We start from the raw sequence: 25,647 nt of genomic DNA on the forward strand, positions 1-25,647 counted from the left end.
CCGGTCACTCCCCGGGTGGTGTCCCGGAGCCTCCTGCTATGCTGCAAGACTTGGCATGGAGTGACCGATGAGCAAGCTGAACGTACTGGTAGTGGACGATGCGCCCTTCATCCGCGATTTGATCAAGAAGGGCCTGCGCAACCTGTTTCCCGGGCTGACGGTGGACGAAGCTGCCGATGGCCGGCGCGCCCAGACGCTGCTCGGCAAGCAGCGCTTCGACCTCATCCTCTGCGACTGGGAAATGCCCGGCATGACCGGTCTGGAACTGCTGAGCTGGTTCCGTGCCCAGCCAGACCACCAGGGCGTGCCCTTCATCATGGTGACCAGCCGGGGCGACAAGGAAAACGTCGTCCAGGCCATCCAGGCCGGGGTGTCCGACTACATGGGCAAGCCGTTCTCCAACGAGCAGCTCGCCGCCAAGGTCAAGAAGGCTCTGCAACGCACCGGCAAGCTGGCCGAATTGCAGGCCAATGCCCAACCGCGCCCGGCGACCGGGTTCGCCAACGATTCCCTCGGCGCCCTCACCGGTAACCGCAGCGACGTGGTCCAGCCCAGCCCGGCTGCGGCTGCAGCGCCGGCTAGCTCCAGTGCCGGGCTGCTCACCGGCTCGCTGCCGCCGGCCGCGGCGACCAAGAGCAAGTCCTCCGCCAACTTCGGCCAGGGCCAACTGCGCCTGCCCGACGCCAGCATGGCCTGCCTGATCAAGGCCATCAGCATCAAGGAGGCGCTGCTGGTGGTGCGCCGGGGCGATCCCTTGCCCCAGGTGCTGGAAACCGCCGTGCTCGACCTGGAGCAGGGCGACGCGGGCAACGAGGTGGCCCGCCTCAATGGCTATCTGCATTCGCTCACGGCGGTGGAGCCCACCCCGGCCAGCGAATGGCTGCAGGTCAATTTCCGCTTCATCGACCGCGACCCGGCCAAGCTCGACTACCTGTCGCGGCTGATCGCCAAGGGCACCGCCCAGCGGCACTACGTGCCGGGCGCCTAGGGCAAGGCACGGCCATGAGGGGACTGGCACGCCGCCTGCTTGGATCCGCTCCACCGCGGATTTCTGACGCCCTGCCCATGCCCTTCGCTCGTCACCTGCTGGTCCTTGCGTTCGCCCTGGCGGGTCCCGTCGGGGCGGCGCCCATCTACAAGTACGTCGATGCCAATGGCGTGGTCACCTACACCGACAAAGCGCGCCAGGGCGCCAAGGTGATGACCTTCAGCGACGATCCCATCGAACGGCTGGACCAGCGGGTCAAGCTGCAGCCGCGGCACTATGCTGGCGGCACGGTGCTGGAGGTACGCAACGATAGCTTCCTGCCGGTGACCGTCACCCTGCGGCTCTCCGCCTTGCAGAACGTCAGCGGCGTGGGCGCTGCGCCCATCCGCAAGGTGCTGCCGGCGCGCAGCCTGACGCGCCTGGCCACCCTGATCGCTCCCGATCCGAGCCGGCCGCAGCGCTATACGCCCCAGCTCACCACCCTGATGGGCAGTGCCACGCCGGTCTTCGCGTCCGGCTTCGCCTATCCGCTGCCCTGGCTGGGCGGGCCCTTCAGCGTCAGCCAGGGCGCGAACGGCGGCTTCAGCCACAACACGCCCAAGAGCCGCTATGCAGTGGACATCGCCATGCCCGAGGGCACGCCCATCGTGGTCTCCCGCAGCGGCCAGGTGGTGGAGGTGGAAAACGACCAGGACGGGCGCGGCAATCATCCCTCCGGCAACTTCGTGCGCATCCTCCACGACGACGGCACCATGAGCGTCTACCTGCACCTGCAACGGGGCTCGATCAAGGTCACCGAAGGCCAATGGGTCCGCACCGGCCAGGCCCTGGCAGCGTCGGGCAACACCGGACGCAGCACCGGTCCGCACCTGCACTTCGTGGTCCAGCGCAATACCGGCGAGGCCGTCGAATCCATTCCCTTCCGCTTCGCCCAGGCGGTGGACAGCCTGCCGAACTTCGCCGTCGGCGGCCCCTGAGAGCCTGTTCAAAGGCTGCTGCGCGTCGGCCAAACGGCGTTGAAAAGCCCTTCGGAATGCTCATTTACCATCTGTAAACCCGGGCGCGGGTCCGATCCGCTTCCTCAGGGCTTTTCGTGGGGCCGCCTAGGCCTTGTTTGGCTCTAGCTCGCGAGCCTTTGAGCAGGCTCTGACCCTTGCCTAGTTTCAGCCCTGGGCGTCGAGGTATTCGCTGGGTGACACCCCCAGCACCCGGCGGAACATCCGGGTGAAAGCCGATGGCGAGGCGTAGCCCAGATCCAGGGCCACCCGCATCACCGGCTCGCCGGCGGCCAGGCGCGGCAGCGCCAGCATCAGCCGGGTGTGCTGGCGCCAGGTAGAGAAACTGGTGCCGGTTTCCTTGAGAAACAGCCGGGCCAGGCTGCGCGAGCAGAGGTGCAACTGCTGCGCCCAGGTCGCCAGGGCCGTGTCGTCGGCGGGGTCGGCATGCAGACTGGTCTGGATGGCGCGCAGCCGACGGTCGGCCAGCGCCGGCAGATGCAGCGCACTCTCGTCATGGAAGACCAGCTCCGCGAGCATCAGGGCGCGGACATGACTGCCCAGCTCCGCCTCGCCATAGGCGTGGTTACCCCGGCGCAGGCAGCGCAACAACTCCCGCAACAGCGGCGAGATGAGCACCATGCGAGTGGCCGATTGCGGTGCCGGCAGGCCACGTGGCAGTTCGATCATCACCACCTGCAAGGTGGCTTCGCCGTTGGCGCGTGCCTGATGCTCGATCCCCGGCGGAATCCAGATCGCCTGCTTGGGTGGCACGAACCAGGCGCCTTCCTGGGTGGTGACCTCCAGCACGCCGTTGACGGTGTACATCAGGTGCGCCTGAGCGTGGGCATGCGGTGGCCAGACCTGGCCATGGGCGAAGGTATTGAGCACGGACACCAGCGGGGTGGACGCTGACGCGGCGGGCGGACCCGCTACCGGGGTGCGGTACCGGTCGATTGTCTGTTCCTGCATAACGGCTGTCCGTTTCGGTTGGGCATCGACGAGGCGCAAGGGCCTAACCTGCAGCACTATGGCCGGAGCATCGTGCGTGCTCGTGAGAACGGCTTCGCGCACGTCGCGGACCTGTCTTTCCCGGGAGTGTCGCATAGAACGTCTGCCGCTTGGCTGCCAAGCCTGCAGAGCCGGTATCGCATTTGAACTACCGTCCGATCGGTGGCAGCGTGGCACAGGGATTTAGTGCCACGCTTTTTTATTCGCGACGATGCTTTGCCAGCGGCTTCACAAAGCCGCGCTTTGCTCATCGCCGCCCAGCCGGGGCTTTGTTAGGTTCGGTCCTTGCCCATCATGGTGGCCCTATGCCATGGACCGACGCCTGACCGCCCTGATCACTTGCCTGACCCTCGCCCTGGCCGCGCCCGCCGCCCTCCAGGCCGCCGAGACCGCGACCCTCACCAAGGCCGCCAAGAGCACCGCCCGCAAAGGGCAGGTCAAGCTCAAGGTACGCACGGCCAGTGAAGGCCGCATCTTCGAGGTGCGCAACGATTTCGACGTCCCCGTGCGCGTGGAGCTGCGCCTGCAGCGTACCGTCAACGTGGCCGGCGCCGAACGGCCGATCCGCCAGGTGGTGGAGCCGCGCTCCACGGTGCAGCTGGCGGTGATCCGCAAGCGGCAGCAGGGCTTTCCCATGCACTTCGACCAGTCGTTCAGCTACAGCCCGCAGCTACCGGTCGGGACCCTGCCAGCGGGTGCTGAAACCGCGCTGGACGCTACGGGTGGCGGCATCGGCTACGGCTATGCCTGGCCCTGGCGCCAGGGTATCTACTACGTGACCCAGGGCGCCGGCGGCGACTTCAGCCACAACACGCCCAAGGGGCGCTATGCGGTGGACATCGCCATGCCCGAGGGCACGCCCATCGCCGCTGCCCGCGCCGGTACGGTGATCGATGTGGAGAACGGTCAATTCGGCCATGGTCCCAGTCCATCCGGCAACTTCGTGCGCATCGCCCATGAGGACGGCAGCCAGAGTGCCTATCTGCACCTGCGCCGGGGTTCGGTCAAGGTACGCCCTGGTGAACGGGTCGAGGTAGGTACGCTGCTGGCGGAGTCGGGCAATACCGGACGCAGTACCGGGCCGCACCTGCACTTCGTGGTGCAGGCCTATGAGGGCGGCGACCTGGTCTCCATTCCCTTCCGTTTCATCCGACCTTTGGCGGCCCTGCCCAACATGGCATTGGGTGACCGTTAGGTCCTCTTGCGGACAGTTCTTGCCCCTATGAGCGTCAAGGCTCTAATCCGGCACTAAAAGCGTCGTCCTGGTCGGAAATTCATTGCCAGCAGTCAGGTCGGTGGCGTTATGCTATCACCTGTTTTTTGGCTCTAACTCTGCTGTATCACCAGCTGTCTTCCCGCCGTATCAGCTGTGGACGATGCCCATGAATGGATTCTTAACCGTCCTCTGTGCCTGCGGGCGCAGCGGTCTATTGTGGTTGGCACTGCTCGTCGCCAGTCCCTGTGGTGCCCAGATACTGACGCTCGACGATCCAACGCGCACCTACGATCCACGCGCCGTGCTGGAGATCCTCGAGGCACCGGCCAGCCTGAGCTTCGCCGAAGCGGCCGCTCGGCCGAGCGACTCGGCGCAGGGCTGGCATAAGCCCCGACTCCTCGAAACCCTGTTCTACGATGGCCGCCAGGGACTCTGGCTGCGCTTTCGCGTGCAGACCCGCGAGGACCAGGCCTGGTGGTTGATTCCCAGTTGGCCGGTGCTGGATCGCCTCGAGTTGCGGACCCGCAGCGCCGCCGGTGTCTGGAGCGCGCCGCAGCAGAGCGGTATCGCCCTGCCGGCCAGTGAACGAGCACTGCCGGGGCGCCAGGCGATGTTCGCCCTGGCGCCCACCGCTGGCGCCGTGGAAGAGGTCTACCTCCGGCTGGATTCCCGCGAAACCTTCGTGCTGCCGCTGCGCCTGGTGACACCTGCCGCCTACCTGACCGAAGCGCAGCGGGATGCCTGGCTGATCGGCAGTTTCTTCGGCTGCCTGTTCACCATCCTGCTGCTGACCCTCACGCTGTGGAGCTTCGGACGCCGCTCGGGCTTCGGCTGGTATGCCCTCTATCTGCTCAGCGTCATCGGCTACCAGGCGGTGACCACCGGGTACGGTGCCTGGCTGCTCTGGCCGGACAGCCCGGGCTTCGCCTTGCGCGCCCATCTGGCCTTTGCCGCCCTGTGTTTCCTGAGCGCCGGGCTGTTCGTCCGCTATCTGCTGAGTCTTTATCACAGCGAGCGCTGGATCGATATCGGCAACCGTCTGCTGATCGGTTACTGGTCGCTGGGCCTGGTCATCGCCCTGGTCTGGCCGAGTCTGCTGAGCTTCCAGGGCTTGCTCGGCATGATGGCGCTGAGTTGCCTGATCCTGCTCGGCACCACGGCGCACCTGGCGCTGCGTGGCAGTCGCATGGCCCTGTGGTTCAGCGCTGCCTGGGGGTTGCTGCTGCTGGGCAGCCTGGCGCAGCTGCTGGCCTTGACTGGCGTACTGGCGGCGGCAAGCCCGGCGCACTATGGCCAGTTGATCGGCTTCGCCCTGGGCTTCGTGATGCTCTCGTTGGGGCTCACCGAGGGGCTCAGCCTGCAACGCCGCGAGCGGATCGAGGCGCAGCGCCAGGCGCTGGAAGCCTCCGCGGCGCTGGCGCGGGAGCGCGAGGCTTCGTTCGTCGAACTGGAACTGCGGGTGGCCTTGCGCACCGTGGAGTTGCAGCAGGCCAAGGCCGCTCTGGAGCGACTGAACCGCGAGCTGCTGCACCAGAGCCAGACCGATCCGCTGACCGGGCTCAGCAATCGCCGGCATTTCGAACGGGTCTTCCAGCAGGAGATTCGCCGGGCCACCCGGGCGGAAGCGCCGCTGGCGGTGCTGCTGGTGGACATCGACCACTTCAAGGCGGTCAACGACACCCATGGCCATACCCTGGGCGACGAATGCCTGAGATGCGTGGCCGAGGTGCTGCGCCAGCATGCCCAGCGCGCGGGGGAGGCGGCGGCGCGCTACGGCGGCGAGGAATTCGTCATCGCCTTGCCCGGCAGCGATCCGTTGTCGGCCTACGGGGTGGCAGAGCGTATCCGGCAGGAAGTGGCGGCGCTGGAGTTGCAAGGCGAGCAGGGCATGCTGCGGCTCTCGGTCAGTATCGGCATCGCCGTAGCCGTGCCGAGCAATCTCGATCACGGCCTGGGCTTACTGGAAGATGCCGACCGGGCGCTCTACACGGCCAAGCGCAGCGGGCGAAATCGCGTCTGCCTGAGCGATGGTCTACCCGGGCTGTGGAGCAGCCGCGGCTGAGACCACCGCGCGCCGTCAGCGCTGTTCCGGCTGGCGCCGGCGCTTGTCCTGGGGGTCCAGCTTGATAACCTTGGCCAGCACGATCTTGGGGCCCTTCATCTTCTTGACGATGATGCGCAGGCCCTCGGCCTCCAGCACCGTCTCCTCTTCGGGGACGCGCTTCAGGCTGTCGTAGATCAGGCCGGCGAGGGTCTCGGCCTCGACGTGGTCCAGGTCGATACCGAGTAGCCGCTCGACCTTGAACAGCGGGGTATCGCCGCGTACCAGCAGCTTGCCCGGCTGGTAGGCGACCACGCCACGTTCGGTCTTGCGGTGTTCGTCCTGGATGTCGCCCACCAGCACCTCGAGCACATCCTCCATGGTCAGGAAGCCGATGACCTTGTGGTCGGCTTCCTCCACCAGCACGAAGTGCGCGCCACCGCGGCGGAACTGCTCCAGCAGCTCGGACAGTGGCATGTGCTTGGTCACCCGCTCCAGCGGATGCACCAAATCGTCGAGGTCGAAGGAGGCGGCTTCGCTGTCCAGACCGGCGATGGCCAGGAGCAGATCCTTGATATGCAGCACCCCGGTGAAGGTCTCGCTCTCTTCGTCGTAGACCGGATAGCGGCTGTACTTGGAGCGGCGAATCTGGGTGAGGATCTCGTCCAGGCTGGCCTTGCTGTCCAGGTAGATGAGGTCTTCGCGGGAGTTGGCCCAGTCCACCACCTCCAGTTCGCCCAGCTCCACGGCCGAGGCCAGCACGCGGCTGTCCGGGTCGGTGGCGCGGTTGGAGTGCAGGATCAGCTTGAGTTCGTCACGGCTGTAGTGGTGCTCGTGGTGCGCGCCCGGCTCGCCCTGGCCGGCGATGCGCAGGATGCCGTTGGCGCTGGCGTTGAGCAGCCAGATGGCCGGGTACATCAGCCAGTAGAAGAGGTACAGCGGCACCGCCGTCCACAGCGACAGCAGGTCGGGCTTGCGGATGGCCCAGGACTTGGGTGCCAGCTCGCCGACCACGATGTGCAGGTAGGAGATGATGAAGAAAGCGGTGAAGAAGGCGATGCCGTGGATCACCTCCGGACTCTTGACCCCGGCGGCGGCCAGCAGCGGTTGCAGCAACTCGGCGAAGGCCGGCTCACCGACCCAGCCGAGGCCCAGGGAGGCCAGGGTGATACCCAGCTGGCAGGCGGAGAGGTAGGCGTCGAGCTGGTGGTGCACCTTCTTGAGGATGCGCCCGCGCCAACCGTGCTTCTTGGCGATGGCCTCCACGCGGGTGGCGCGCAGCTTGACCATGGCGAACTCGGCGGCGACGAAGAAGCCGTTGAGCAGCACGAGGAAAAAAGCGAAGAACATGAGGCCGAGATCGGCGAACAACGTCGAGGAAAGACTAGTGGAAGGATCCATTAGGGCCGAGAGCTGGAAAAAGGTCGCTTAAGCATGGGGGCGGGGCAGAGCAGTTGCAAGATATTGCGTCCGACGGATGGTCGGGTGGTCATGCGCGGGACATGACAGACGCTCTGGCATGGGCCCTGGCACTCGCTGCCTTTCATCTAAGTCCAGCCCTCCAGACGCATGGTCGCCCGTACCAGGCGCTGCTCTTCCTGTTCGATCTCGCGCAGATTGTCCCTCACGCTGTGGATGTGCTCGCGGGCGGCGGCGTGCGCCTCGTCGGGCAGGCGCTGGCTCACGGCCGCATAGAGGCGGGCGTGCTGGGCATCGATCTCCTGGCGCTGCGGCGGGCGATGGTAGAGGTTGGCGATGCAGGCGAACACCGACCCCAGCAGCAGTTCGTTGAGCGATTGCAGGGTGTGCACCAGCACCGGGTTGTGCGAGGCCTCGCTGATCGCCAGGTGGAAGGCGTGATCGAGGCGGGCGTGGGCCTCGGCGGACAGGGTGGTCAAATCCTGAGCGGCGGCGCAGAGCTCGTCATAGCGCCGACCGATCAGCACCAGATCGGCGGTGGTGGCGCGCAGCGCGGCCAGGCGCGCCGCTTCGCCTTCCAGCAGGGCGCGCACTTCCAGCAGGTCGTAGAGGGTGCGTGGCTGGCTGCTGAACAGGTGCAGCAGAGGATTCTCCGCCGCCGGCGCGGCCAGGCGGGCGACGAAGCTGCCCTGGCCGTGGCGCGTCTCGATGATGCCGCGGGCGCGCAGCAAGCCCAGGCCCTCGCGCAGGGCGGTGCGGGAGACGCCGAGTTTGTCGCACAGGCGGCGCTCGGAGGGCAGCGGCTGGCCGACCTTGAGCACCCCGTCCACCACCAGGCGTTCGATCTGCTGGCTGACGTTCTCGGCGACGGGAAGGCGGGCGGTGGCGACGGACATGGTGGCTTCCTGCTGGTATGACCACGGGATTTTTGGCTAGTGAGCCACTGGTAGAAGAGGCCGTCAAGCCTCATGGGACGGCCTAGTCCTTTGGTCGAAGAGTTGCAAAAACTGGTATGACCAGTGGTCTGGGCAATGGACTCGCCGGCAAGTCTCGGGGTACAACGAAGCCTCTTCAGCCAGAACAACAACAATGGCGGTTACCCGATGAGCCTGGTCTACGATGAACGTCTCGACGGCGCCTTGCCCCGCCCGGACAAGGCGCAGCTGCTGCAGCGCCTGCGCGCCGAGCTGCCCGAGCACTGCCTGCTGCACGCCAGGGAAGACCTCAAACCCTACGAATGCGATGGCCTGGCGGCCTACCGCACCACCCCCTTGCTGGTGGTCCTGCCGGAGACGGTGGAGCAGGTACAGGCGACCCTGCGCCTCTGCCACGAACTCAAGGTGCCCCTGGTGGCACGCGGCGCCGGTACCGGGCTGTCCGGTGGCGCCCTGCCGCTGGAGCAGGGCGTGCTGCTGGTGATGGCGCGCTTCAATCGCATTCTGGAAGTGGACCCCGATGGCCGCCGCGCCCGGGTGCAGCCCGGGGTACGCAACCTGGCCATCTCCCAGGCCGCCGCGCCCCACGACCTCTACTACGCCCCCGATCCCTCGTCGCAGATCGCCTGCTCCATCGGCGGCAACGTGGCCGAGAACGCCGGTGGCGTGCACTGCCTGAAATACGGGCTGACCGTGCACAACGTGCTGGCGGTGGAGATCGTCACCTTGGAAGGCGAGCGCCTGACCCTGGGCAGCGCGGCGCTGGACAGCCCCGGCTTCGACCTGCTGGCGCTGTTCACCGGCTCCGAGGGCCTGCTCGGGGTGGTGGTGGAGGTGACCGTCAAGCTCCTGCCCAAGCCGCCCTGCGCCCGGGTGGTGATGGCCAGCTTCGCCGACATCGAACGCGCCGGCTCGGCAGTGGCGGACATCATCGCCGCCGGCATCATTCCCGGCGGCCTGGAGATGATGGACAACCTGACCCTGAGAGCCGCCGAGGACTTCATCCACGCCGGCTACCCGGTGGACGCCGCCGCCATCCTGCTCTGCGAACTGGACGGGGTAGAGGCCGACGTGGCCGCCGACATCGAGCGCGTCAGCGCCCTGCTGGCCGCGGCCGGCGCCACCGAGATCCGCCTGGCCCGCGACGAAGCCGAGCGGCAGAAATTCTGGGCTGGGCGCAAGAACGCCTTTCCCGCGGTGGGGCGGCTGTCGCCCGACTACTACTGCATGGACGGCACCATTCCGCGCCGCGCCCTGCCCGAGGTCCTGCGCGGCATCGAGGCGCTGTCGGCGGAGTACGGCCTGGCGGTGGGCAATGTCTTCCATGCCGGCGACGGCAACCTGCACCCGCTGATCCTCTTCGATGCCAATCGGCCCGGCGAACTGGAGCAGGCCGAGGCCCTGGGTGGGCGCATCCTCGACCTCTGCGTGGCGGTGGGCGGCACCATCACCGGCGAACACGGCGTCGGCCGCGAGAAGATCAACGCCATGTGCACCCAGTTCCAGCCGGGCGAGCTGACCTTCTTCCACGCGGTGAAGGCGGCCTTCGACGCCCCCGGCCTGCTCAACCCTGGCAAGAACGTGCCGACCCTGCATCGCTGCGCCGAATTCGGCGGCCTGCACGTGCACCACGGCCAGTTGCCCCACCCCGAACTGGAGCGCTTCTGATGGATAGCCTGGAATTGCTCCTCGACCAGGTCCGCGAGGCCCTGGTCCGCCGCCAGCCGCTGCGCATCCACGGCGGCGACACCAAGGCCCACCTGGGCCGCGCGGTGGACGGCGAGCCGCTGGACGTCAGCGGCCACCGTGGTCTGGTGCGCTACGACCCCACCGAGCTGGTGGCCACGGTGCGCACCGGCACGCCGCTGGCCGAACTCAACGCCGCCCTGGCCGAACAGGGGCAGATGCTGCCCTGCGAACCGCCCCGGCTGGGGGAGGGCGCCACCGTCGGCGGCACCCTGGCCTGCGGCCTTTCCGGTCCGCGGCGCCCCTGGGCCGGCAGCCTGCGCGATTTCGTCCTGGGCACCCGCCTGATCACCGGTACCGGCGAGCACCTGAGATTCGGTGGCGAGGTGATGAAGAACGTCGCCGGCTACGACGTCTCCCGGCTGCTGGCCGGCAGCCAGGGCTGCCTGGGGGTGATCACCGAGGTGTCCTTCAAGGTGCTGCCCAAGCCGCGTTGCACCCAGAGCCTGAGCCTGGAGCTGGACGCCGAGCGCGCCCTGCAGCGGCTGGCCGTCTGGGGCCGTGAAGCCCTGCCGATTTCCGCCGCCTGCCATGACGGCCAGCACCTGCACCTGCGCCTGGAAGGCGGCGAGGGGTCGGTGCGCTCGGCGGCCGATCGCCTGGGCGGTGAAGCCCTGGGCGAAGGCTTCTGGGACGAGCTCAATGAGCAGCGCCTGACCTTCTTCGAAGGGCCCGCGCCCCTGTGGCGGCTGTCGGTGCCGGTCAACACCCCCTTGCTCGACCTGCCCGGCACCCGCTTGCTGGATTGGGGCGGCGCCCAGTACTGGCTCAAGAGCGATGCCCCGGCCACGGTCGTGCGCGAGATCGCCGAGCGGGCCGGTGGCCATGCGCTCTGCTATGCCCCGGATGCCGAGCGCGAGGCCCAGCATCCGCTGCCGGCCGCGCTGCTGGACTACCACCGCCGCCTCAAGGCGCGCCTGGACCCCCAGGGGATCTTCAATCCGGGTCGGCTGTACGCCGGGCTGTAGGGGAAAGACGTCATGCAAACCAATCTGAGTCCTGCCGCCCGTGAACTGCCCCGCGCCGCCGACGCCGAGCGGGTGCTGCGCAGCTGCGTGCACTGCGGCTTCTGCAATGCCACCTGCCCGACCTACCAACTGCTCGGCGACGAGCTGGACGGTCCGCGCGGGCGCATCTACCTGATCAAGGGCATGCTCGAAGGCGGCGAGGTCAGCGAGAAGACCCGCGAGCACCTCGACCGCTGCCTGACCTGTCGCAACTGCGAGACCACCTGTCCCTCGGGCGTGTCCTACCACGAATTGCTCGATGTCGGCCGCGCCGAGGTGGAGCGCCGGGTGCCGCGGCCGCTTGGCCAGCGCCTGCTTCGCGCCGGCCTGCGCCAGGTGCTGCCGCAGCCGCGGCTGTTCGGTGCCCTGCTGAAAAGCGGCCAGGCGCTGAAGCCGCTGCTGCCGGCCAGTGTCCAGGCCAAGTTGCCGGCGCGCATCGCCGCCCCTGGCGTACGGCCGGCGCCGCGCCATGCCCGACGCATGCTGATCCTCGAAGGCTGCGTGCAGCCGGGACTGTCGCCCAATACCAATGCCGCCGCCGCGCGGGTGCTGGATCGCCTGGGCATCAGCCTGGAGGCCGCCCCCCGCGCCGGTTGCTGCGGCGCGGTGGATTACCACCTCAACGCCCAGGAGGCCGGTCTCGACCGCGCCCGGCGCAACATCGACGCCTGGTGGCCGGCGCTGCAGGCCGGCGCCGAAGCCATCATCCAGACCGCCAGCGGCTGCGGCGCCTTCGTCAAGGAATACGCCAGCCTGCTCAAGGACGATCCGGCCTATGCCGCCAAGGCGCGGGCAGTCTCGGCGCGCACCCGCGATTTGGTGGAGGTGCTGCGTGAGCTGCCGCTGGAAGAATTGCGCCTGACCAACACCCCGCGGCTGGCCTTCCACTGCCCCTGCACCCTGCAGCACGCCCAGCGCCTGGGCGGTGCCGTGGAAGGCGTCTTGCAGCGCCTCGGTTTTCCGCTGGCGCCGGTACCGGACGGCCATCTCTGCTGCGGTTCGGCCGGTACCTATTCGCTGACCCAGCCGGACTTGTCGCGCCGGTTGCGCGACGCCAAGCTCGAAGCCCTGGAGAGCGGCCGGCCGGAGGTGATCGCCACCGCCAACATCGGCTGCCAGAGCCATCTCGACGGCGCCGGGCGTACCCCGGTGCGCCACTGGATCGAAATCCTCGACGCGGCCCTGGCCGCCCCGACCCCCGCCTGACCCTGGAGGCCCCATGAAGACCAAAGCCGTGCTCACCCTCGCCGAGATCGACACCCTGCTGGCCGCCGGCCGCGCCGAAGCCGAGCGCCAGGGCTGGGCCGTGTGCATCGCCGTGGCCGACGACGGCGGTCATCCGCTGGCCCTGTTGCGCCTCGACGGCGCCGCGCCCAACAGCGCCTACATCGCCCCGGAGAAGGCCCGCAGCGCCGCCCTGGCGCGCAAGGAGTCCAAGGCGCTGGAAGAGATGATCAACAATGGCCGCACCGCCTTTCTCAGCGCGCCGCTGATGCAGGGCATGCTCGAAGGCGGGGTGCCCATCCTGGTGGACGGCCAGGTGGTGGGCGCCGTCGGCGTCTCGGGCGTCAAGGCGCCGGAAGATGCGCAAGTCGCGAAAGCAGCTATCGCGGCCCTCAACTGAATTCACAGCTTCACACTACTAAGGAAAGCCATCATGACCGACCGTACTACCCTGGGCCGCCTGCAGGTGGCCACCGAGCTGCAGCGCTTCATCGACGAGGAAGTGCTGCCCGGCACCGGGCTCGACACCGCCGCCTTCTGGTCGGGCGTGGACCAGCTGGTGCACGAGCTGGCGCCGCGCAATCGCGAACTGCTGGCCGAGCGTGATCGCCTGCAGGTGGAACTGGACAACTGGCACAGCGCCCATCCCGGCCCGGTGACCGACCTGGCCGCCTACCAGAGCTTCCTGGAACGCATCGGCTATCTGCAGCCGGTCCCAGGCCAGGTGCAGGCCTCGACCTCCGGCGTCGACCGCGAGATCGCCGAGCAGGCCGGTCCGCAACTGGTGGTGCCGGTGCTCAACGCCCGCTACGCCCTGAACGCCGCCAATGCCCGCTGGGGTTCGCTGTACGATGCCCTCTACGGCACCGACGCCCTGCCCGAGACCGACGGCGCCGAGCGCGGCAAGGGCTACAACCCCGCCCGTGGCGCCAAGGTGGTGGCCTTCGCCCGCCAGGTGCTGGATGGCGTGGCACCCCTGGCCGGTGGGTCGCACCAGGACGCCACCGCCTACCGGGTGCAGGACGGTCGCCTGGTGGTGGACCTCAAGAGCGGTACCAGCGAACTGGCCGATCCGGCCGCCTTCGTCGGCTACCAGGGCGATGCCGCCGCGCCCTCGGCCGTGCTGCTGCGCCATAACGGCCTGCACCTGGAGATCCAGATCGACCGCGACAGCGCCATCGGCAAGACCGACGCCGCCGGGGTCAAGGATCTGCTGATGGAGGCTGCGGTCAGCACCATCATGGACCTGGAAGACTCCATCGCCGCGGTGGACGCCGCCGACAAGGTGCTGGCCTATCGCAACTGGCTGGGTCTGATGAAGGGCGACCTGGCCGAGGAAGTCAGCAAGGGCGGTGAGACCTTCATCCGTCGGCTCAACCCCGACCGCGAGTACCAGGGCGCCAATGGCCAGCCGCTGACCCTGCACGGGCGTTCGCTGCTGTTCATCCGCAACGTCGGCCATTTGATGACCAATCCGGCGGTGCTGCTGGAAGACGGGCGCGAGATTCCCGAGGGCATCCTCGATGCCGTGGTCACCGTGACCATCGCGATGCACGATCTCAAGCGCCAGGGCAATTCCCGCAGTGGCTCGGTGTACGTCGTCAAACCCAAGATGCATGGTCCGGCCGAGGTGGCCTTCGCCGTCCAGTTGTTCGACCGCGTCGAGGCCCTGCTGGGGCTGCCGGCCAACACCGTCAAGCTGGGCATCATGGACGAGGAGCGCCGCACCAGCGTCAACCTCAAGGCCTGCATCCATGCCGCCGCGGCGCGGGTGGCCTTCATCAACACCGGCTTCCTCGACCGTACCGGCGACGAGATGCACACCGCCATGCTGGCCGGTCCCATGCTGCGCAAGGGCGACATGAAGACCTCCAAGTGGATCACCGCCTACGAGCGCAACAACGTGCTGGTGGGCCTGGCCTGTGGGCTGCGCGGCAAGGCGCAGATCGGCAAGGGCATGTGGGCCATGCCCGACCTGATGGCCGCCATGCTGGAGCAGAAGATCGGCCATCCCAAGGCCGGCGCCAACACCGCCTGGGTACCGTCGCCCACCGCCGCCGTGCTGCACGCCCTGCATTACCACCAGGTCAACGTCCAGCAGGTACAGCAGGAGCTGGAACGCAGCGACGTCGATGCCGCCCGTGGCGACTTGCTCGCCGGCCTGCTCAGCGTGCCGGTAGCCGAGTCGCCGGACTGGTCCGCTGAGGCCATCCAGCAGGAGCTGGACAACAACTGCCAGGGCATCCTCGGCTACGTGGTGCGCTGGGTCGACCAGGGCGTGGGCTGCTCCAAGGTGCCCGACATCCACGACGTCGGCCTGATGGAAGACCGCGCCACCCTGCGTATCTCCAGCCAGCACATCGCCAACTGGCTGCACCACGGCGTGGTCAGCGCCGAACAGGTGGACGAGACGCTGCAGCGCATGGCCAAGGTGGTGGACGGCCAGAATGCCGGCGACGCCCTCTACGAGCCCATGGCCGGCCACTTCGATAGCTCCTACGCCTACCGCGCCGCCCGCGACCTCATCTTCAAGGGCCGCGAACAGCCCAGCGGCTACACCGAACCGCTGCTGCACGCCTGGCGCCTGAAGAAGAAGGCGGGGGTCTAGGTCTGAGACGACAGGTGCCCAGGCTGATTGTGGATGGGCACCTGCTGAGTTAATTATCCGTCGCCACCGCCGAAATTTTGGATTCCGTGAACTTTGGCTAAACCTTGTCCAATGAGCTCCAATGAGCTCCAATGAGCTCCAATGAGCTCCAATGAGCTCCAATGAGCTCCAATGAGCTCCAATGAGCTCCAATGAGCTCAAAAAAGGCCAAGGGTAGACGGAAATCGCGCAATGGCAGTGAAAGAGGAGCTTCTCCAGGTACTGCGGGGGCGGGCGGATACCGAGCGTCCTTGGATGAGTTCCACTGAGTTGGCAGTACGCCTCGGTACGACTAGCTTGGCGACCGTGAAGCGTCATTTGGATGCTCTGGTTCGATCAGGTGACGTGCTACGGGCAGGACAGCGCCGGGGTACGCGCTATAGCCTGAACCTGGAATCGCACGTCGATCCTGCTGCTGAGGCACCACCTCCGGTACTGTCGGCAGCGCAGGCGTTGAAGAGTCAGCTCCTGCAACCGCTGGCGAGCCGTCAACCGGTCACCTATCAAGCCGACTTCGTGGTCGACTATGTCCCGAATCAAAGCTTCCTGCTCCCAGAAACGCTCGCGCACGCCCTGGCCGCCGAAGGCGGCATGCAGGGGCAACAACCAGCGGGTACCTATGCCCGGCGCGTCCTTGAGCCGTTGTTGATCGACCTGTCCTGGTCTTCATCGCGTCTTGAGGGCAACCCCTTCTCCCTGCTCGCGACCGAGGCGCTGTTCAGGAAGGGGACGGCAGACGGGGATCTGGATGCGGTGATGCTGCTCAACCACAAGGCGGCCATCGAATTCCTGATCGATGCAGTGCCCGAGTACGGTCTGACCTCTGGCGTGATCCACAACCTGCATGCGCTGCTGATGCAGGATCTGTTGATGGACAGCGCTGGCCTGGGAGTCATCCGGCACAAGATCGTCAGTATCTCGGGGACCACCTACTACCCCTCCCACGTGCCTACCCAGCTGCAGGAGATGTTCGAACTCATCCTCGGCAAGGCGCGACAGATCAACAACCCCGTTGAGGCCGCCTTTTTTCTCTGGGTAAACCTGGCTTACCTGCAACCCTTCGAGGATGGCAACAAGAGGACCAGTCGGCTCGCCGCAAACATTCCGCTGATGCTCTACAACTGCGCGCCCCTCTCTTTCCTGGATATCGAGGCGCAGGACTACGCCTACGCGATGATGGGGGTTTATGAACACCGCAACGTCGCCCTGGCGATCGAATTGTTCGAAAGCGTCTATCGGCGCTCGATCACCAAGTATGGCGTGCAACTAGCGGCCGTGGGCATTCCTGACCCTGTGCGCTTGCGGCTGCGCAGCGCACTTGGCGATGCGGTGGGAATGGTGGTGCGTGAGCGTCGATCGCTTGAGCAGGCTGTGGCCGCCGTTCAGCTAGCGAAGGCCGATGCCGTAATCTTTCGGCAAATGCTGGTCGAGGAGCTGCGCACCCTGGGCATGCACAACTGCGCCCGCTATCGGCTGACGATCAGCCAGACCCAGCACTGGATAGACGCTGGACGGCCCCAGTAGCCGACCACCGCCCCTTCCCTTGCCACTGGCGAATTTTTATACTGTCTGGTCCCCCGTTCCCGGGATCATCATCGCCACGAGGAAGACCATGGCCCGCGTTACTGTCGAAGACTGCCTGGATAACGTAGACAACCGATTCGAGCTGGTCATGCTCGCCACCAAGCGCTCGCGTCAGCTGGCCACCGGTGGCAAAGAGCCCAAGGTACCGTGGGACAACGACAAGCCCACCGTCGTCGCCCTGCGCGAGATCGCCGAAGGCCTGGTCGACGAAGAAGTCATCCGCCAGGAAGACATCGTCGAGGAAGAGCCCCTGTTCGCCGCTTTCGAAGTCAACGACGAAGCGGACGGCGAGGCCCTCTAAGCCATGGCCGCCGAGCCTGCGTATGGTGACGTCCGCCCGACCGGCATCGACCTGCTGGCCGAGCGTCTGGCGGACTACCTGACCCCCGACCAGGTCAATCTGGTGCGGCGGGCCTACTACTACGCCGAGCAGGCTCACGACGGGCAACGCCGCCGCAGCGGCGAGCCCTACGTCACCCATCCGTTGGCGGTCGCCAACATCCTCGCCGACATGCACATGGACCATCAGAGCCTGATGGCGGCCATGCTGCACGACGTGATCGAGGACACCGGCATCGCCAAGGAAGCCCTCGCCGGCCAGTTCGGCGAGACGGTAGCGGAGCTGGTGGACGGGGTCAGCAAGCTGACCCAGATGAAGTTCGAGACCAAGGCCGAGGCCCAGGCGGAGAACTTCCAGAAGATGACCATGGCGATGTCCAAGGACATCCGCGTCATCCTGGTCAAGCTGGCCGACCGGCTGCACAACATGCGCACCCTGGACGCCATGCCGCCGGACAAGAGCCGGCGCATCGCCAAGGAAACCCTGGAAATCTACGCGCCCATCGCCAATCGCCTGGGCATGCACGATTTCTACGTGGAATTCGAGGACCTGGGTTTCCGCGCCATGCACCCGATGCGCGCCGAGCGCATCCAGCGGGCGGTCAAGACGGCCCGGGGCAATCGCCGCGAGATCCTCGGCAAGATCCAGGAATCCCTGGCCAACTGCCTGGCCCGCGACGGCCTCGACGGCGAGGTGGTCGGCCGCGAAAAGCACCTGCACAGCATCTACCAGAAGATGCGCGGCAAGCGTAAGTCGTTCAACGAGATCATGGACGTCTACGGCTTCCGCATCATCGTCGACAAGGTCGACACCTGCTACCGGGTGCTCGGCGCGGTGCACAATCTCTACAAACCGTTCCCGGGGCGCTTCAAGGATTACATCGCCATCCCCAAGGCCAACGGCTATCAGTCGCTGCATACCACCCTGTTCGGCATGCACGGCGTGCCCATCGAGATCCAGATCCGCACCCGCGAGATGGAAGAGATGGCCAACAACGGCATCGCCGCCCATGGGCTGTACAAGGCCGGTGGCGACGAGCCGCGCGCCAGCCACCTGCGGGCGCGCCAGTGGGTGAAGGGCATCCTCGAGTTGCAGCAGCGTGCGGGCAACTCCCTGGAATTCATCGAGAACGTGAAGATCGACCTCTTCCCGGACGAGGTCTACGTCTTCACCCCCAAGGGCCGCATCATGGAGCTGCCCAAGGGCTCCACGGCCGTGGACTTCGCCTACGCGGTGCACACCGACGTCGGCAACAGCTGCATCGCCTGCCGCATCAATCGCCGCCTGGCGCCGCTGTCGCAGCCGCTGGGCAGCGGCGAGACGGTGGAAATCGTCACCGCACCCGGCGCCCGGCCCAATCCGGCCTGGCTCAACTTCGTGGTCACCGGCAAGGCACGCACCAACATCCGCCATGCGCTCAAGCAGCAGCGCCGCTCCGAGTCCATCAGCCTTGGCGAGCGCCTGCTGAACAAGGCGCTATCCGGCTTCGGCACCCAGCTGTCGAAGATCTCTCCCATGCGCATTCTCTCGGTGCTCGGCGAGTACAAGGGTGTGGTACTGGAAGACCTGCTGGAAGAGATCGGACTGGGTAATCGCATGGCCTACGTGGTGGCGCGGCGCCTGGTGTCCGGCAGCGAGCAGGAAGAGCCGCTGGAACCCCAGGCCAGCACCACGCCCCAGGGCCCGCTGGCGATCCGCGGCACCGAAGGCCTGGTGATCAGCTATGCCAAGTGCTGCACGCCGATTCCGGGCGATCCCATCGTCGGCCACCTCTCGGCCGGCAAGGGCATGGTCATCCATCTGGAAAATTGCCGGAACATCGCTGAGATTCGCCACAACAGCGAAAAATGCATCGTGCTCAACTGGGCCAAGGACGTCACCGGCGAATTCAGCGTCGAGTTGCGCGTCCAGCTGGAGCACCAGCGCGGCCTGATCGCCATGTTGGCCAATAACGTCACCGCGGTGGACGCCAACGTCGAGAAGATCGGCATGGACGAGCGCGATGGCCGGGTCAGCGTGGTTCAACTGGTGGTCAGCGTACGCGACCGGGTCCACCTGGCGCGGGTGATCAAGAAGCTGCGTACCCTCAAGGGCGTGGCCGGTATCACTCGGGTTCGCAGCTGAGGTTGCAGCGGTCACCACCGGCTTGCAGAATCGGGCCTTTCCCGCACAGGAGCGACCCATGAGCAAGCAAGTGATCCACACCGACAAGGCGCCCGCCGCCATTGGTACCTATTCCCAGGCGATCAAGGTCGGTGACACCGTCTACCTCTCCGGGCAGATCCCGCTCAATCCGGCCAGCATGGAGCTGGTGGACGGCTTCGAGGCCCAGGTGGTGCAGGTGTTCGAGAACCTCAAGGCCGTTGCCGAAGCCGCCGGTGGTTCGCTGGCCGATATCGTCAAGCTGAACATCTTCCTGATTGACCTGGCGCACTTCGCCACCGTCAACGAGATCATGGGCCGCTACTTCCAGCAGCCCTATCCCGCCCGCGCTGCCATCGGCGTGGCCGCGCTGCCCAAGGGTGCGCAGGTGGAGATGGATGGGGTGTTGGTGCTGGGTTAATTGGCGGTCTATCGCGGCCATGGGCCGCTCCTACGGTCGTGCCTGTACCTGTAGGAGCGGCCCATGGCCGCGATAACCAGATTCGCATCTGGCCACGAAGCCCAAGCAAGAAAGCCGACCGTCTCGCGACGGTCGGCTTTTTCGTGCCCGCTCGATCAGGCCGGAATGGACTTGATCTTCGGCATCCGCGCCCAGCAGCGATGCTTGGCGATGGCGGCGAAGAAGTCCTGCTGCACCGCCTTGAAGTCGCTACCGGTCAGCAGCGCCTCGTCGGGGCTCAGGTAGACCGCCTTGAGCAGCTGCTCGGCTTCACCGGTGAGGGCGATGGCCTTGAGGTGCTTGTAGGCTTCCAGCAGGTAGTGCTTGATCACGCCGTCGTCGAGCATGGCCTTGACGCTCTCGGCGCCGCCCGGCACATAGACCGCATCCAGCGCCACCGAAGGCATGCCCTCGGCCGAACCGTCCACGGCGACCTCGCTGCCATCGGCGGCCTTGACCGGGCCGGCGGTGGGGCCGAGCACCTTCACATGCGCGCCTTCGGCCTTGAGCGCTTGCTTGATGGCGTCCACTTCGCTGGCGATGACGCCATCACCCACCAGTACCGCCACCTTGAAGCCCTTGATGTTGCCGGACAGCAGGTTGAGCTGGCTCAGCGCCGGCGACTTGTCGATGGAGATTTTGCGCGGTTGTACGGTGGGTGCGGTCGGTGGGGTCACGCCGATCTTCTTGGCCACCTTCTGCGCCAGCTCCAGATCGATGTTGGCGAGGATCTCGTTGACCTGGCGCTCACGAATCCACATGCGCTCGACCTTGCCCAGCTCGAAGCTGTAGGCGTCGGCGACGTGGGCCTGTTCGGCCTCCGACAGGCTGTTGTAGAACAGCGTGGCCTGGGAGAAATGGTCGCCGAAGGACTCGCTGCGCTCGCGCACCTTGTAGCCATCGATGCGCTCGTAATAGCTCTCGAAGCCACCATCCTGGGGCGCCGGCGGGGTTTCCTTGGGCCAGCCGCCGTCGATGGAGTTGGGCTCGTAGGAGGCCCGGCCCTTGTCGATGGTCATGCGGTACTTGGCGTCGCGCTGGCCGTTATGGTTCGGCACCACCGGACGGTTGACCGGCAGTTCGTGGAAGTTCGGCCCACCGAGACGGCTGATCTGGGTGTCGGTGTAGGAGAACAGCCGGCCCTGCAGCAAGGGGTCGTTGCTGAAGTCGATACCGGGGACGATATGACCGGGGCAGAAGGCCACCTGCTCGGTCTCGGCGAAGTAGTTGTCCGGGTTGCGGTTGAGCATCAGCTTGCCCAGCGGCGTGATGGGCACCAGCTCCTCAGGAATGATCTTGGTGGCGTCGAGGATGTCCCAGTCGAACTTGTGCTCATCTTCCTCGGGAATGATCTGCACGCCGAATTCCCACTCGGGATAGTCACCGGCCTCGATGGCTTCCCAGAGGTCGCGGCGGTGGGCATCGGTGTCCTTGCCGGCCAGCTTCTGGGCTTCGTCCCATACCAGGGAGCGCACGCCACCGGCGGGCTTGAGGTGGATCTTGACGAAGACACCCTTGCCGGCGGTGTTGATCATGCGGAAGGTGTGGATGCCAAAGCCCTGCATGCTGCGCAGGTTCACCGGTATGGCGCGGTCGGTCATGGTCCAGAGCACCATGTGCGCCGACTCGGGCACCAGGGAGACGAAGTCCCAGAAGGTATCGTGGGCGCTGCCGCCGGTGGGGATCTCGTTGTGCGGCTCGGGCTTCACCGCGTGGACGAAGTCCGGGAACTTGATGGCGTCCTGGATGAAGAAGACCGGCATGTTGTTGCCGACCATGTCCCAGTTGCCTTCCTCGGTGTAGAACTTGATGGCGAAGCCACGCACGTCACGCACGGTATCGCCGGAGCCGCGCGGGCCCTGTACGGTGGAGAAACGCACGAACACCGGGGTTTGGTGGTTGGGATCGCGGAAGAGGGCGGCCTTGGTCAGGTCGGACCAGTCCTGGTAGGGCTGGAAGTAGCCGTAGGCACCGGTGCCCCGGGCATGGACGATCCGCTCCGGAATACGCTCATGGTCGAAGTGGGTGATCTTCTCCCGCATGATGAAGTCTTCGAGCAGGGAAGGGCCGCGGGTGCCGGCGCGCAGGGAGTTCTGGTTGTCGGCGATCTTCACGCCGTGATTAGTGCGCAGTGCCTGGCCGGTGGCGTCGGAGCGGAATTGCTCCAGTTGCTCGAGTTTCTTCGAGGTGTTCTGGCGATCCAGGGTGTCGGTACCGGCGAGTTCACTCTTGGGGGGCGTAGCCATGGAAAGTCCTCATCAGGCGCCTTTGCGGCGTTCTTTGCTACCCCTACGGGATGTGGGGCGAATTCAGGCAGTCCTGTAATGACTCGCCGCCGTGCGCCGGTGTTCCGTTCGGCTGAGGCGAAGCGACGGGCTGTTTCCTTGTGCGTCGGCTTCGCCCTGGCGCTGGCCATATGCCTTTATGGGCTTAACATCCGATAACAAGTGCTAAGCAGATATAAGCGCGCACGTTAAACTGCGCGCCGGGGTCACCCTCCTGTTGTCTGCTACCCACAAGGTTCCTGCATTGATCGAATTCCATGCTGTCCACAAGACGTACCGCACGCGCGGTCGCGAGGTCGCGGCGCTCCAGCCGGTCGACCTGAGGATCGAAGCCGGCGAGATCTTCGGCCTGATCGGCCATTCCGGCGCCGGCAAGAGCACTCTGCTGCGCCTGATCAACCGGCTCGAAGCCCCCAGTGGCGGCCGCCTGCTGGTCGACGGCGCCGAGGTCACCACCCTGGGCGCGACCGAGCTGCGTGATTTTCGCCGCCGCATCGGTATGATCTTCCAGCACTTCAACCTGCTCTCGTCCAAGACCGTGGCGGCCAATGTGGCCATGCCGCTGGAACTGGCCGGCGGCCGTTCGCGGGCGCAGATCGCCCAGCGCGTCGAGGAGTTGCTGGCGCGGGTCGGCCTGTCCGACCAGGCACGCAAGTACCCGGCGCAACTCTCCGGCGGCCAGAAGCAGCGCGTCGGCATCGCCCGCGCCCTGGCCACCGAGCCGAAGATCCTGCTCTGCGACGAGGCCACCAGCGCCCTCGACCCCCAGACCACCGCCCAGGTGCTGCAACTGCTGGCCGAGCTCAATCGCGAGCTGGGGCTGACCATCGTGCTGATCACCCATGAGATGGACGTGATCCGCCGCGTCTGCGATCGCGTCGCCGTGCTCGACGGTGGCGCCGTGGTGGAGCAGGGCACCGTTGCCGATGTCTTCCTGCATCCGCAGCACCCCACCACCCGCCGCTTCGTCTTCGAGGCCGAGCACCAGGACGAAAGCGACCTGGCCGACGCCTATGCCCATGTCGAAGGCCGCATCCTGCGCCTGACCTTCCGTGGCCAGGCCACCTATGCACCGCTCTTGGGCCACGTCGCCCGGGAGACCGGTGTGGACTACAGCATTCTCGGCGGCCGTATCGACCGCATCCGGGACGAGCCCTACGGCCAGCTCACCATCGCCCTGGTGGGCGGGGACCTGGACGCCGCCCTGGCCCGCTTCCACGCCGCCGACGTCACCGTGGAGGTCCTGCGCTGATGGACGAACTCTTCACCAACATCGACTGGGCCGAGATCGGGCAGGCCACGCTGGACACCCTGTCCATGCTCGGCTGGTCGATGCTCTTCACCCTCATCCTCGGTCTGCCGCTGGGCGTGCTGCTGTTCCTCACCAGCCGCCGCCAACTGCTGGAGCAGCCGCTGGTCTACGGCATTCTCTCCTTCGTGGTCAACGTGCTGCGCTCGGTGCCCTTCATCATCCTGTTGATCCTGATGATCCCCGTCACGGTCTGGCTGATCGGCACCTCCCTGGGCGTCGAAGGCGCCATCCCGCCGCTGGTGGTGGGCGCCGCGCCCTTTTTCGCCCGGCTGGTGGAGACCGCCTTGCGCGAGGTCGACCGCGGCATCATCGAGGCCACCCAGGCCATGGGCGCCAGCCTCTGGCAGATCGTCACCCGCACCCTGTTGCCCGAGGCCCTGCCCGGTCTGATCGCGGCCACCACCGTCACCGCCATCGCCCTGGTGTCCTACACCGCCATGGCCGGGGTGATCGGTGGGGGCGGCCTGGGCGACCTGGCCATCCGTTTCGGCTACCAGCGCTTCCAGACCGACGTCATGGTGGTCACGGTGCTCTTGCTGCTGGTGCTGGTCCAGGTACTGCAGATGGTCGGCGATAGACTCGTCGCCCATTTCAGTCGTCGCTGATCCCACCTGAAGGTTTGCATAAGGAAAATCCAGATGTCGCTGAAACGTACCCTGCTGTCCCTGGCCTTCGGCCTCGGTATCGCCACGGCTGCCCAGGCCGAGACCCTGACCGTCGCGGTCAATCCGGTCCCCCATGCGGAGATCCTGGAATTCATCAAGCCGCAACTGGCCAAGGAAGGGGTGGACCTGAAGATCAAGGTCTTCACCGACTACATCCAGCCCGATCGCCAGACCGATCAGAAGCAGGTGGATGCCAACTACTTCCAGACCAAGCCCTATTACGCCAGCTACCAGAAGAGCAATCCGAGCAGCGACCAGGTGCCGGTGGTGGCGGTGCACGTCGAGCCCTTCGGCGCCTACTCGCAGAAGATCAAGGACATCAAGGAGCTCAAGGACGGCGCCACCGTGGCCATCCCCAACGACCCGAGCAACTCCGGTCGCGCGCTGCTGCTGCTCGCCAAGCAGGGCCTGATCACCCTCAAGGACCCGAGCAATGTCACCGCCACCCCGCGTGACATCGTCGCGAATCCCAAGCACCTGAAGTTCAAGGAGCTGGAAGCCGCGACCCTGCCGCGCGTGCTGAACCAGGTCGACCTGGCGCTGATCAACGCCAACTACGCCCTGGAAGCCAAGCTCAATCCGACCAAGGATGCCCTCTTCATCGAGAGCGGCGAGTCGCCCTACGCCAACCTGCTGTACACCCGCGCCGACAAGGCCAACGACCCGGCCATCCAGAAGCTGGCCAAGGCCCTGACCACGCCCGAGGTGAAGCAATTCATCGAGCAGAAGTACCAGGGCGCCGTGATTCCGGCGTTCTGATTTCCCTGGCCAGCCGGTCCGCCATGTACGGGCCGGCGGCTACGTTCTTTCCTTTAGGAGACTGCCATGAAAAAACTGTTCGCCACCGCCGCCCTGCTGGCCGCCAGCCTGACCGCCCACGCCGCCGAGACCCTGACGGTCGCCGCCACCCCGGTGCCCCACGCCGAGATCCTCGAATTCGTCAAACCCCAACTGGCCAAGGAAGGGGTGGACCTGCAGATCAAGGTCTTCACCGACTACGTGCAGCCCAACCTGCAAGTGGCCCAGAAGCGCCTGGACGCCAACTTCTTCCAGCACCAGCCCTACCTGGACGAATTCAACAAGAGCCGCGGTACCGACCTGGTGACCGTCGCCCAGGTGCACGTCGAGCCCTTCGGCATCTATTCGCAGAAGATCAAGAAGCTCTCCGAGCTCCGCGACCGCGCCGTCGTGGCCATTCCCAGCGACGCCACCAACGGTGGTCGCGCCCTGCTGCTGTTGGAAAAGGCTGGCCTGATCAAGCTCAAGGACAGCGCCAACATCCTGGCCACGCCCAAGGACATCGTCGAGAATCCCAAGCACCTGAAGTTCAAGGAACTGGAAGCCGCGACCCTGCCGCGCGTGCTCAATCAGGTCGACTTGGCGCTGATCAACACCAACTACGCGCTGGAAGCCAAGCTCAACCCGACCAAGGACGCCCTGCTGCTGGAAGGCAAGGAATCGCCCTACGCCAACATCCTGGTCGCCCGTCCGGACAACAAGGACAGCGACGCCGTGCAGAAGCTGGCCAAGGCGCTGAACACCCCGGCGGTGAAGCAATTCATCGAACAGAAGTACCAGGGCGCCGTGGTACCGGCGTTCTGAGGTTAGGCTGAATGAGAAAACGCCGGCC

Annotated in this window: 21 protein-coding genes; 17 read left to right on the forward strand and 4 right to left on the reverse strand. The window is 66.3% G+C overall.

Annotated elements, in window-relative coordinates; translation table 11 throughout:
* Positions 1–67 precede the first annotated feature (67 nt).
* Both CCZ28_RS17400 and CCZ28_RS17405 read left to right on the forward strand, forming a co-directional pair.
* Positions 68–988, forward strand: a complete 921-nt coding sequence (locus CCZ28_RS17400; protein WP_140220017.1) for a response regulator — start codon at positions 68–70, stop codon at positions 986–988.
* A gap of 77 nt (positions 989–1,065) precedes the next feature.
* The gene (locus CCZ28_RS17405; protein ID WP_140220019.1) at positions 1,066–1,965 is read left to right on the forward strand and encodes a peptidoglycan DD-metalloendopeptidase family protein; all 900 of its coding nucleotides are present in this window, start codon (positions 1,066–1,068) and stop codon (positions 1,963–1,965) included.
* A 186-nt stretch (positions 1,966–2,151) separates the two neighbouring features.
* Here the strand turns inward: CCZ28_RS17405 and CCZ28_RS17410 are convergent, their stop codons facing one another.
* Positions 2,152–2,955, reverse strand: a complete 804-nt coding sequence (locus CCZ28_RS17410) for an AraC family transcriptional regulator (RefSeq protein WP_140220021.1) — start codon at positions 2,953–2,955, stop codon at positions 2,152–2,154.
* Positions 2,956–3,304: 349 nt separating this feature from the next.
* Between CCZ28_RS17410 and CCZ28_RS17415 the strand changes: the two genes are divergently transcribed.
* Positions 3,305–4,189 carry a M23 family metallopeptidase gene (locus tag CCZ28_RS17415; protein ID WP_140220023.1) on the forward strand — a complete coding sequence of 295 codons (885 nt, stop codon included), beginning with the start codon at positions 3,305–3,307 and terminating at the stop codon, positions 4,187–4,189.
* Positions 4,190–4,376: 187 nt separating this feature from the next.
* Positions 4,377–6,272 (forward strand): sensor domain-containing diguanylate cyclase, encoded by a 1,896-nt coding sequence (locus tag CCZ28_RS17420; RefSeq protein WP_140220025.1) that lies wholly within the window; start codon positions 4,377–4,379, stop codon positions 6,270–6,272.
* Positions 6,273–6,287: 15 nt separating this feature from the next.
* Here CCZ28_RS17420 and CCZ28_RS17425 read toward each other — a convergent pair whose 3' ends face one another.
* On the reverse strand, positions 6,288–7,652 hold the full coding sequence (locus tag CCZ28_RS17425; RefSeq protein WP_140220028.1) for a hemolysin family protein: 1,365 nt from the start codon (positions 7,650–7,652) through the stop codon (positions 6,288–6,290).
* 146 nt (positions 7,653–7,798) lie between these two features.
* Complete coding sequence (glcC, locus tag CCZ28_RS17430) at positions 7,799–8,566, reverse strand: transcriptional regulator GlcC (protein WP_140220030.1); 768 nt, start codon at positions 8,564–8,566, stop codon at positions 7,799–7,801.
* A gap of 207 nt (positions 8,567–8,773) precedes the next feature.
* On the opposite strand from glcC, the gene glcD reads away from it, so the two are divergent.
* From glcD to CCZ28_RS17475, 9 genes are all read left to right on the forward strand, one after another.
* A complete protein-coding gene (gene glcD / locus CCZ28_RS17435; protein WP_140220032.1) occupies positions 8,774–10,273 on the forward strand; it encodes a glycolate oxidase subunit GlcD in 1,500 nt (499 codons plus the stop codon).
* A complete protein-coding gene (gene glcE, locus CCZ28_RS17440; RefSeq protein ID WP_140220034.1) occupies positions 10,273–11,319 on the forward strand; it encodes a glycolate oxidase subunit GlcE in 1,047 nt (348 codons plus the stop codon). Before glcD ends, glcE begins: the two co-directional genes overlap by 1 nt.
* 12 nt (positions 11,320–11,331) lie before the next feature.
* Positions 11,332–12,564 (forward strand): glycolate oxidase subunit GlcF, encoded by a 1,233-nt coding sequence (gene glcF / locus CCZ28_RS17445; RefSeq protein WP_140220036.1) that lies wholly within the window; start codon positions 11,332–11,334, stop codon positions 12,562–12,564.
* Between the two features lie 13 nt (positions 12,565–12,577).
* Positions 12,578–12,982 (forward strand): heme-binding protein, encoded by a 405-nt coding sequence (locus tag CCZ28_RS17450; protein ID WP_058760429.1) that lies wholly within the window; start codon positions 12,578–12,580, stop codon positions 12,980–12,982.
* Positions 12,983–13,015: 33 nt separating this feature from the next.
* Complete coding sequence (locus tag CCZ28_RS17455) at positions 13,016–15,190, forward strand: malate synthase G (protein WP_140220038.1); 2,175 nt, start codon at positions 13,016–13,018, stop codon at positions 15,188–15,190.
* A 345-nt stretch (positions 15,191–15,535) separates the two neighbouring features.
* Complete coding sequence (locus tag CCZ28_RS17460; protein WP_240795305.1) at positions 15,536–16,753, forward strand: Fic family protein; 1,218 nt, start codon at positions 15,536–15,538, stop codon at positions 16,751–16,753.
* An 88-nt stretch (positions 16,754–16,841) separates the two neighbouring features.
* On the forward strand, positions 16,842–17,114 hold the full coding sequence (rpoZ, locus tag CCZ28_RS17465; RefSeq protein WP_058760426.1) for a DNA-directed RNA polymerase subunit omega: 273 nt from the start codon (positions 16,842–16,844) through the stop codon (positions 17,112–17,114).
* 3 nt (positions 17,115–17,117) lie between these two features.
* Entirely contained in the window at positions 17,118–19,277 is a 2,160-nt protein-coding gene (gene spoT, locus CCZ28_RS17470; protein WP_140220042.1) for a bifunctional GTP diphosphokinase/guanosine-3',5'-bis pyrophosphate 3'-pyrophosphohydrolase, read from the forward strand.
* A gap of 58 nt (positions 19,278–19,335) precedes the next feature.
* Positions 19,336–19,716 (forward strand): RidA family protein, encoded by a 381-nt coding sequence (locus CCZ28_RS17475; protein ID WP_140220044.1) that lies wholly within the window; start codon positions 19,336–19,338, stop codon positions 19,714–19,716.
* A 155-nt stretch (positions 19,717–19,871) separates the two neighbouring features.
* Here the strand turns inward: CCZ28_RS17475 and katE are convergent, their stop codons facing one another.
* Positions 19,872–22,001, reverse strand: coding sequence for a catalase HPII (gene katE, locus CCZ28_RS17480; protein ID WP_140220046.1), 2,130 nt, complete (start codon positions 21,999–22,001; stop codon positions 19,872–19,874).
* Positions 22,002–22,284: 283 nt separating this feature from the next.
* Here katE and CCZ28_RS17485 point away from each other — a divergent pair, with 283 nt between their 5' ends.
* The 4 genes from CCZ28_RS17485 (at position 22,285) to CCZ28_RS17500 (ending at position 25,619) form a co-directional block, all read left to right on the forward strand.
* Positions 22,285–23,292: a methionine ABC transporter ATP-binding protein gene (locus tag CCZ28_RS17485; protein WP_140221383.1), complete on the forward strand. Its 1,008-nt coding sequence runs from the start codon at positions 22,285–22,287 to the stop codon at positions 23,290–23,292.
* Positions 23,292–23,957: a methionine ABC transporter permease gene (locus tag CCZ28_RS17490; protein ID WP_058760422.1), complete on the forward strand. Its 666-nt coding sequence runs from the start codon at positions 23,292–23,294 to the stop codon at positions 23,955–23,957. The genes CCZ28_RS17485 and CCZ28_RS17490 overlap by 1 nt, the downstream gene beginning before the upstream one ends.
* Before the next feature lie 39 nt (positions 23,958–23,996).
* Complete coding sequence (locus CCZ28_RS17495) at positions 23,997–24,776, forward strand: MetQ/NlpA family ABC transporter substrate-binding protein (protein WP_205894683.1); 780 nt, start codon at positions 23,997–23,999, stop codon at positions 24,774–24,776.
* 66 nt (positions 24,777–24,842) lie between these two features.
* Entirely contained in the window at positions 24,843–25,619 is a 777-nt protein-coding gene (locus tag CCZ28_RS17500; protein WP_140220050.1) for a MetQ/NlpA family ABC transporter substrate-binding protein, read from the forward strand.
* The last annotated feature ends 28 nt before the right edge of the window (positions 25,620–25,647 follow it).

Origin of the sequence: Pseudomonas oryzihabitans, assembly GCF_006384975.1 — a bacterium.
GTDB lineage: Bacteria > Pseudomonadota > Gammaproteobacteria > Pseudomonadales > Pseudomonadaceae > Chryseomonas > Chryseomonas psychrotolerans_B.

Excerpts from the sequence above, each read along its gene's own strand:
- glcE (WP_140220034.1), top strand. The coding sequence starts at position 10,273 with ATGGATAGCCTGGAATTGCTCCTCGACCAGGTCCGCGAGGCCCTGGTC.
- CCZ28_RS17475 (WP_140220044.1), top strand. The coding sequence starts at position 19,336 with ATGAGCAAGCAAGTGATCCACACCGACAAGGCGCCCGCCGCCATTGGT.
- CCZ28_RS17420 (WP_140220025.1), top strand. The coding sequence starts at position 4,377 with ATGAATGGATTCTTAACCGTCCTCTGTGCCTGCGGGCGCAGCGGTCTA.
- CCZ28_RS17490 (WP_058760422.1), top strand. The coding sequence starts at position 23,292 with ATGGACGAACTCTTCACCAACATCGACTGGGCCGAGATCGGGCAGGCC.
- CCZ28_RS17425 (WP_140220028.1), bottom strand. The coding sequence starts at position 7,652 with ATGGATCCTTCCACTAGTCTTTCCTCGACGTTGTTCGCCGATCTCGGC.
- CCZ28_RS17400 (WP_140220017.1), top strand. The coding sequence starts at position 68 with ATGAGCAAGCTGAACGTACTGGTAGTGGACGATGCGCCCTTCATCCGC.
- glcC (WP_140220030.1), bottom strand. The coding sequence starts at position 8,566 with ATGTCCGTCGCCACCGCCCGCCTTCCCGTCGCCGAGAACGTCAGCCAG.
- CCZ28_RS17410 (WP_140220021.1), bottom strand. The coding sequence starts at position 2,955 with ATGCAGGAACAGACAATCGACCGGTACCGCACCCCGGTAGCGGGTCCG.
- CCZ28_RS17405 (WP_140220019.1), top strand. The coding sequence starts at position 1,066 with ATGCCCTTCGCTCGTCACCTGCTGGTCCTTGCGTTCGCCCTGGCGGGT.
- rpoZ (WP_058760426.1), top strand. The coding sequence starts at position 16,842 with ATGGCCCGCGTTACTGTCGAAGACTGCCTGGATAACGTAGACAACCGA.
- spoT (WP_140220042.1), top strand. The coding sequence starts at position 17,118 with ATGGCCGCCGAGCCTGCGTATGGTGACGTCCGCCCGACCGGCATCGAC.
- glcD (WP_140220032.1), top strand. The coding sequence starts at position 8,774 with ATGAGCCTGGTCTACGATGAACGTCTCGACGGCGCCTTGCCCCGCCCG.
- CCZ28_RS17415 (WP_140220023.1), top strand. The coding sequence starts at position 3,305 with ATGGACCGACGCCTGACCGCCCTGATCACTTGCCTGACCCTCGCCCTG.
- katE (WP_140220046.1), bottom strand. The coding sequence starts at position 22,001 with ATGGCTACGCCCCCCAAGAGTGAACTCGCCGGTACCGACACCCTGGAT.
- CCZ28_RS17455 (WP_140220038.1), top strand. The coding sequence starts at position 13,016 with ATGACCGACCGTACTACCCTGGGCCGCCTGCAGGTGGCCACCGAGCTG.
- glcF (WP_140220036.1), top strand. The coding sequence starts at position 11,332 with ATGCAAACCAATCTGAGTCCTGCCGCCCGTGAACTGCCCCGCGCCGCC.
- CCZ28_RS17450 (WP_058760429.1), top strand. The coding sequence starts at position 12,578 with ATGAAGACCAAAGCCGTGCTCACCCTCGCCGAGATCGACACCCTGCTG.
- CCZ28_RS17500 (WP_140220050.1), top strand. The coding sequence starts at position 24,843 with ATGAAAAAACTGTTCGCCACCGCCGCCCTGCTGGCCGCCAGCCTGACC.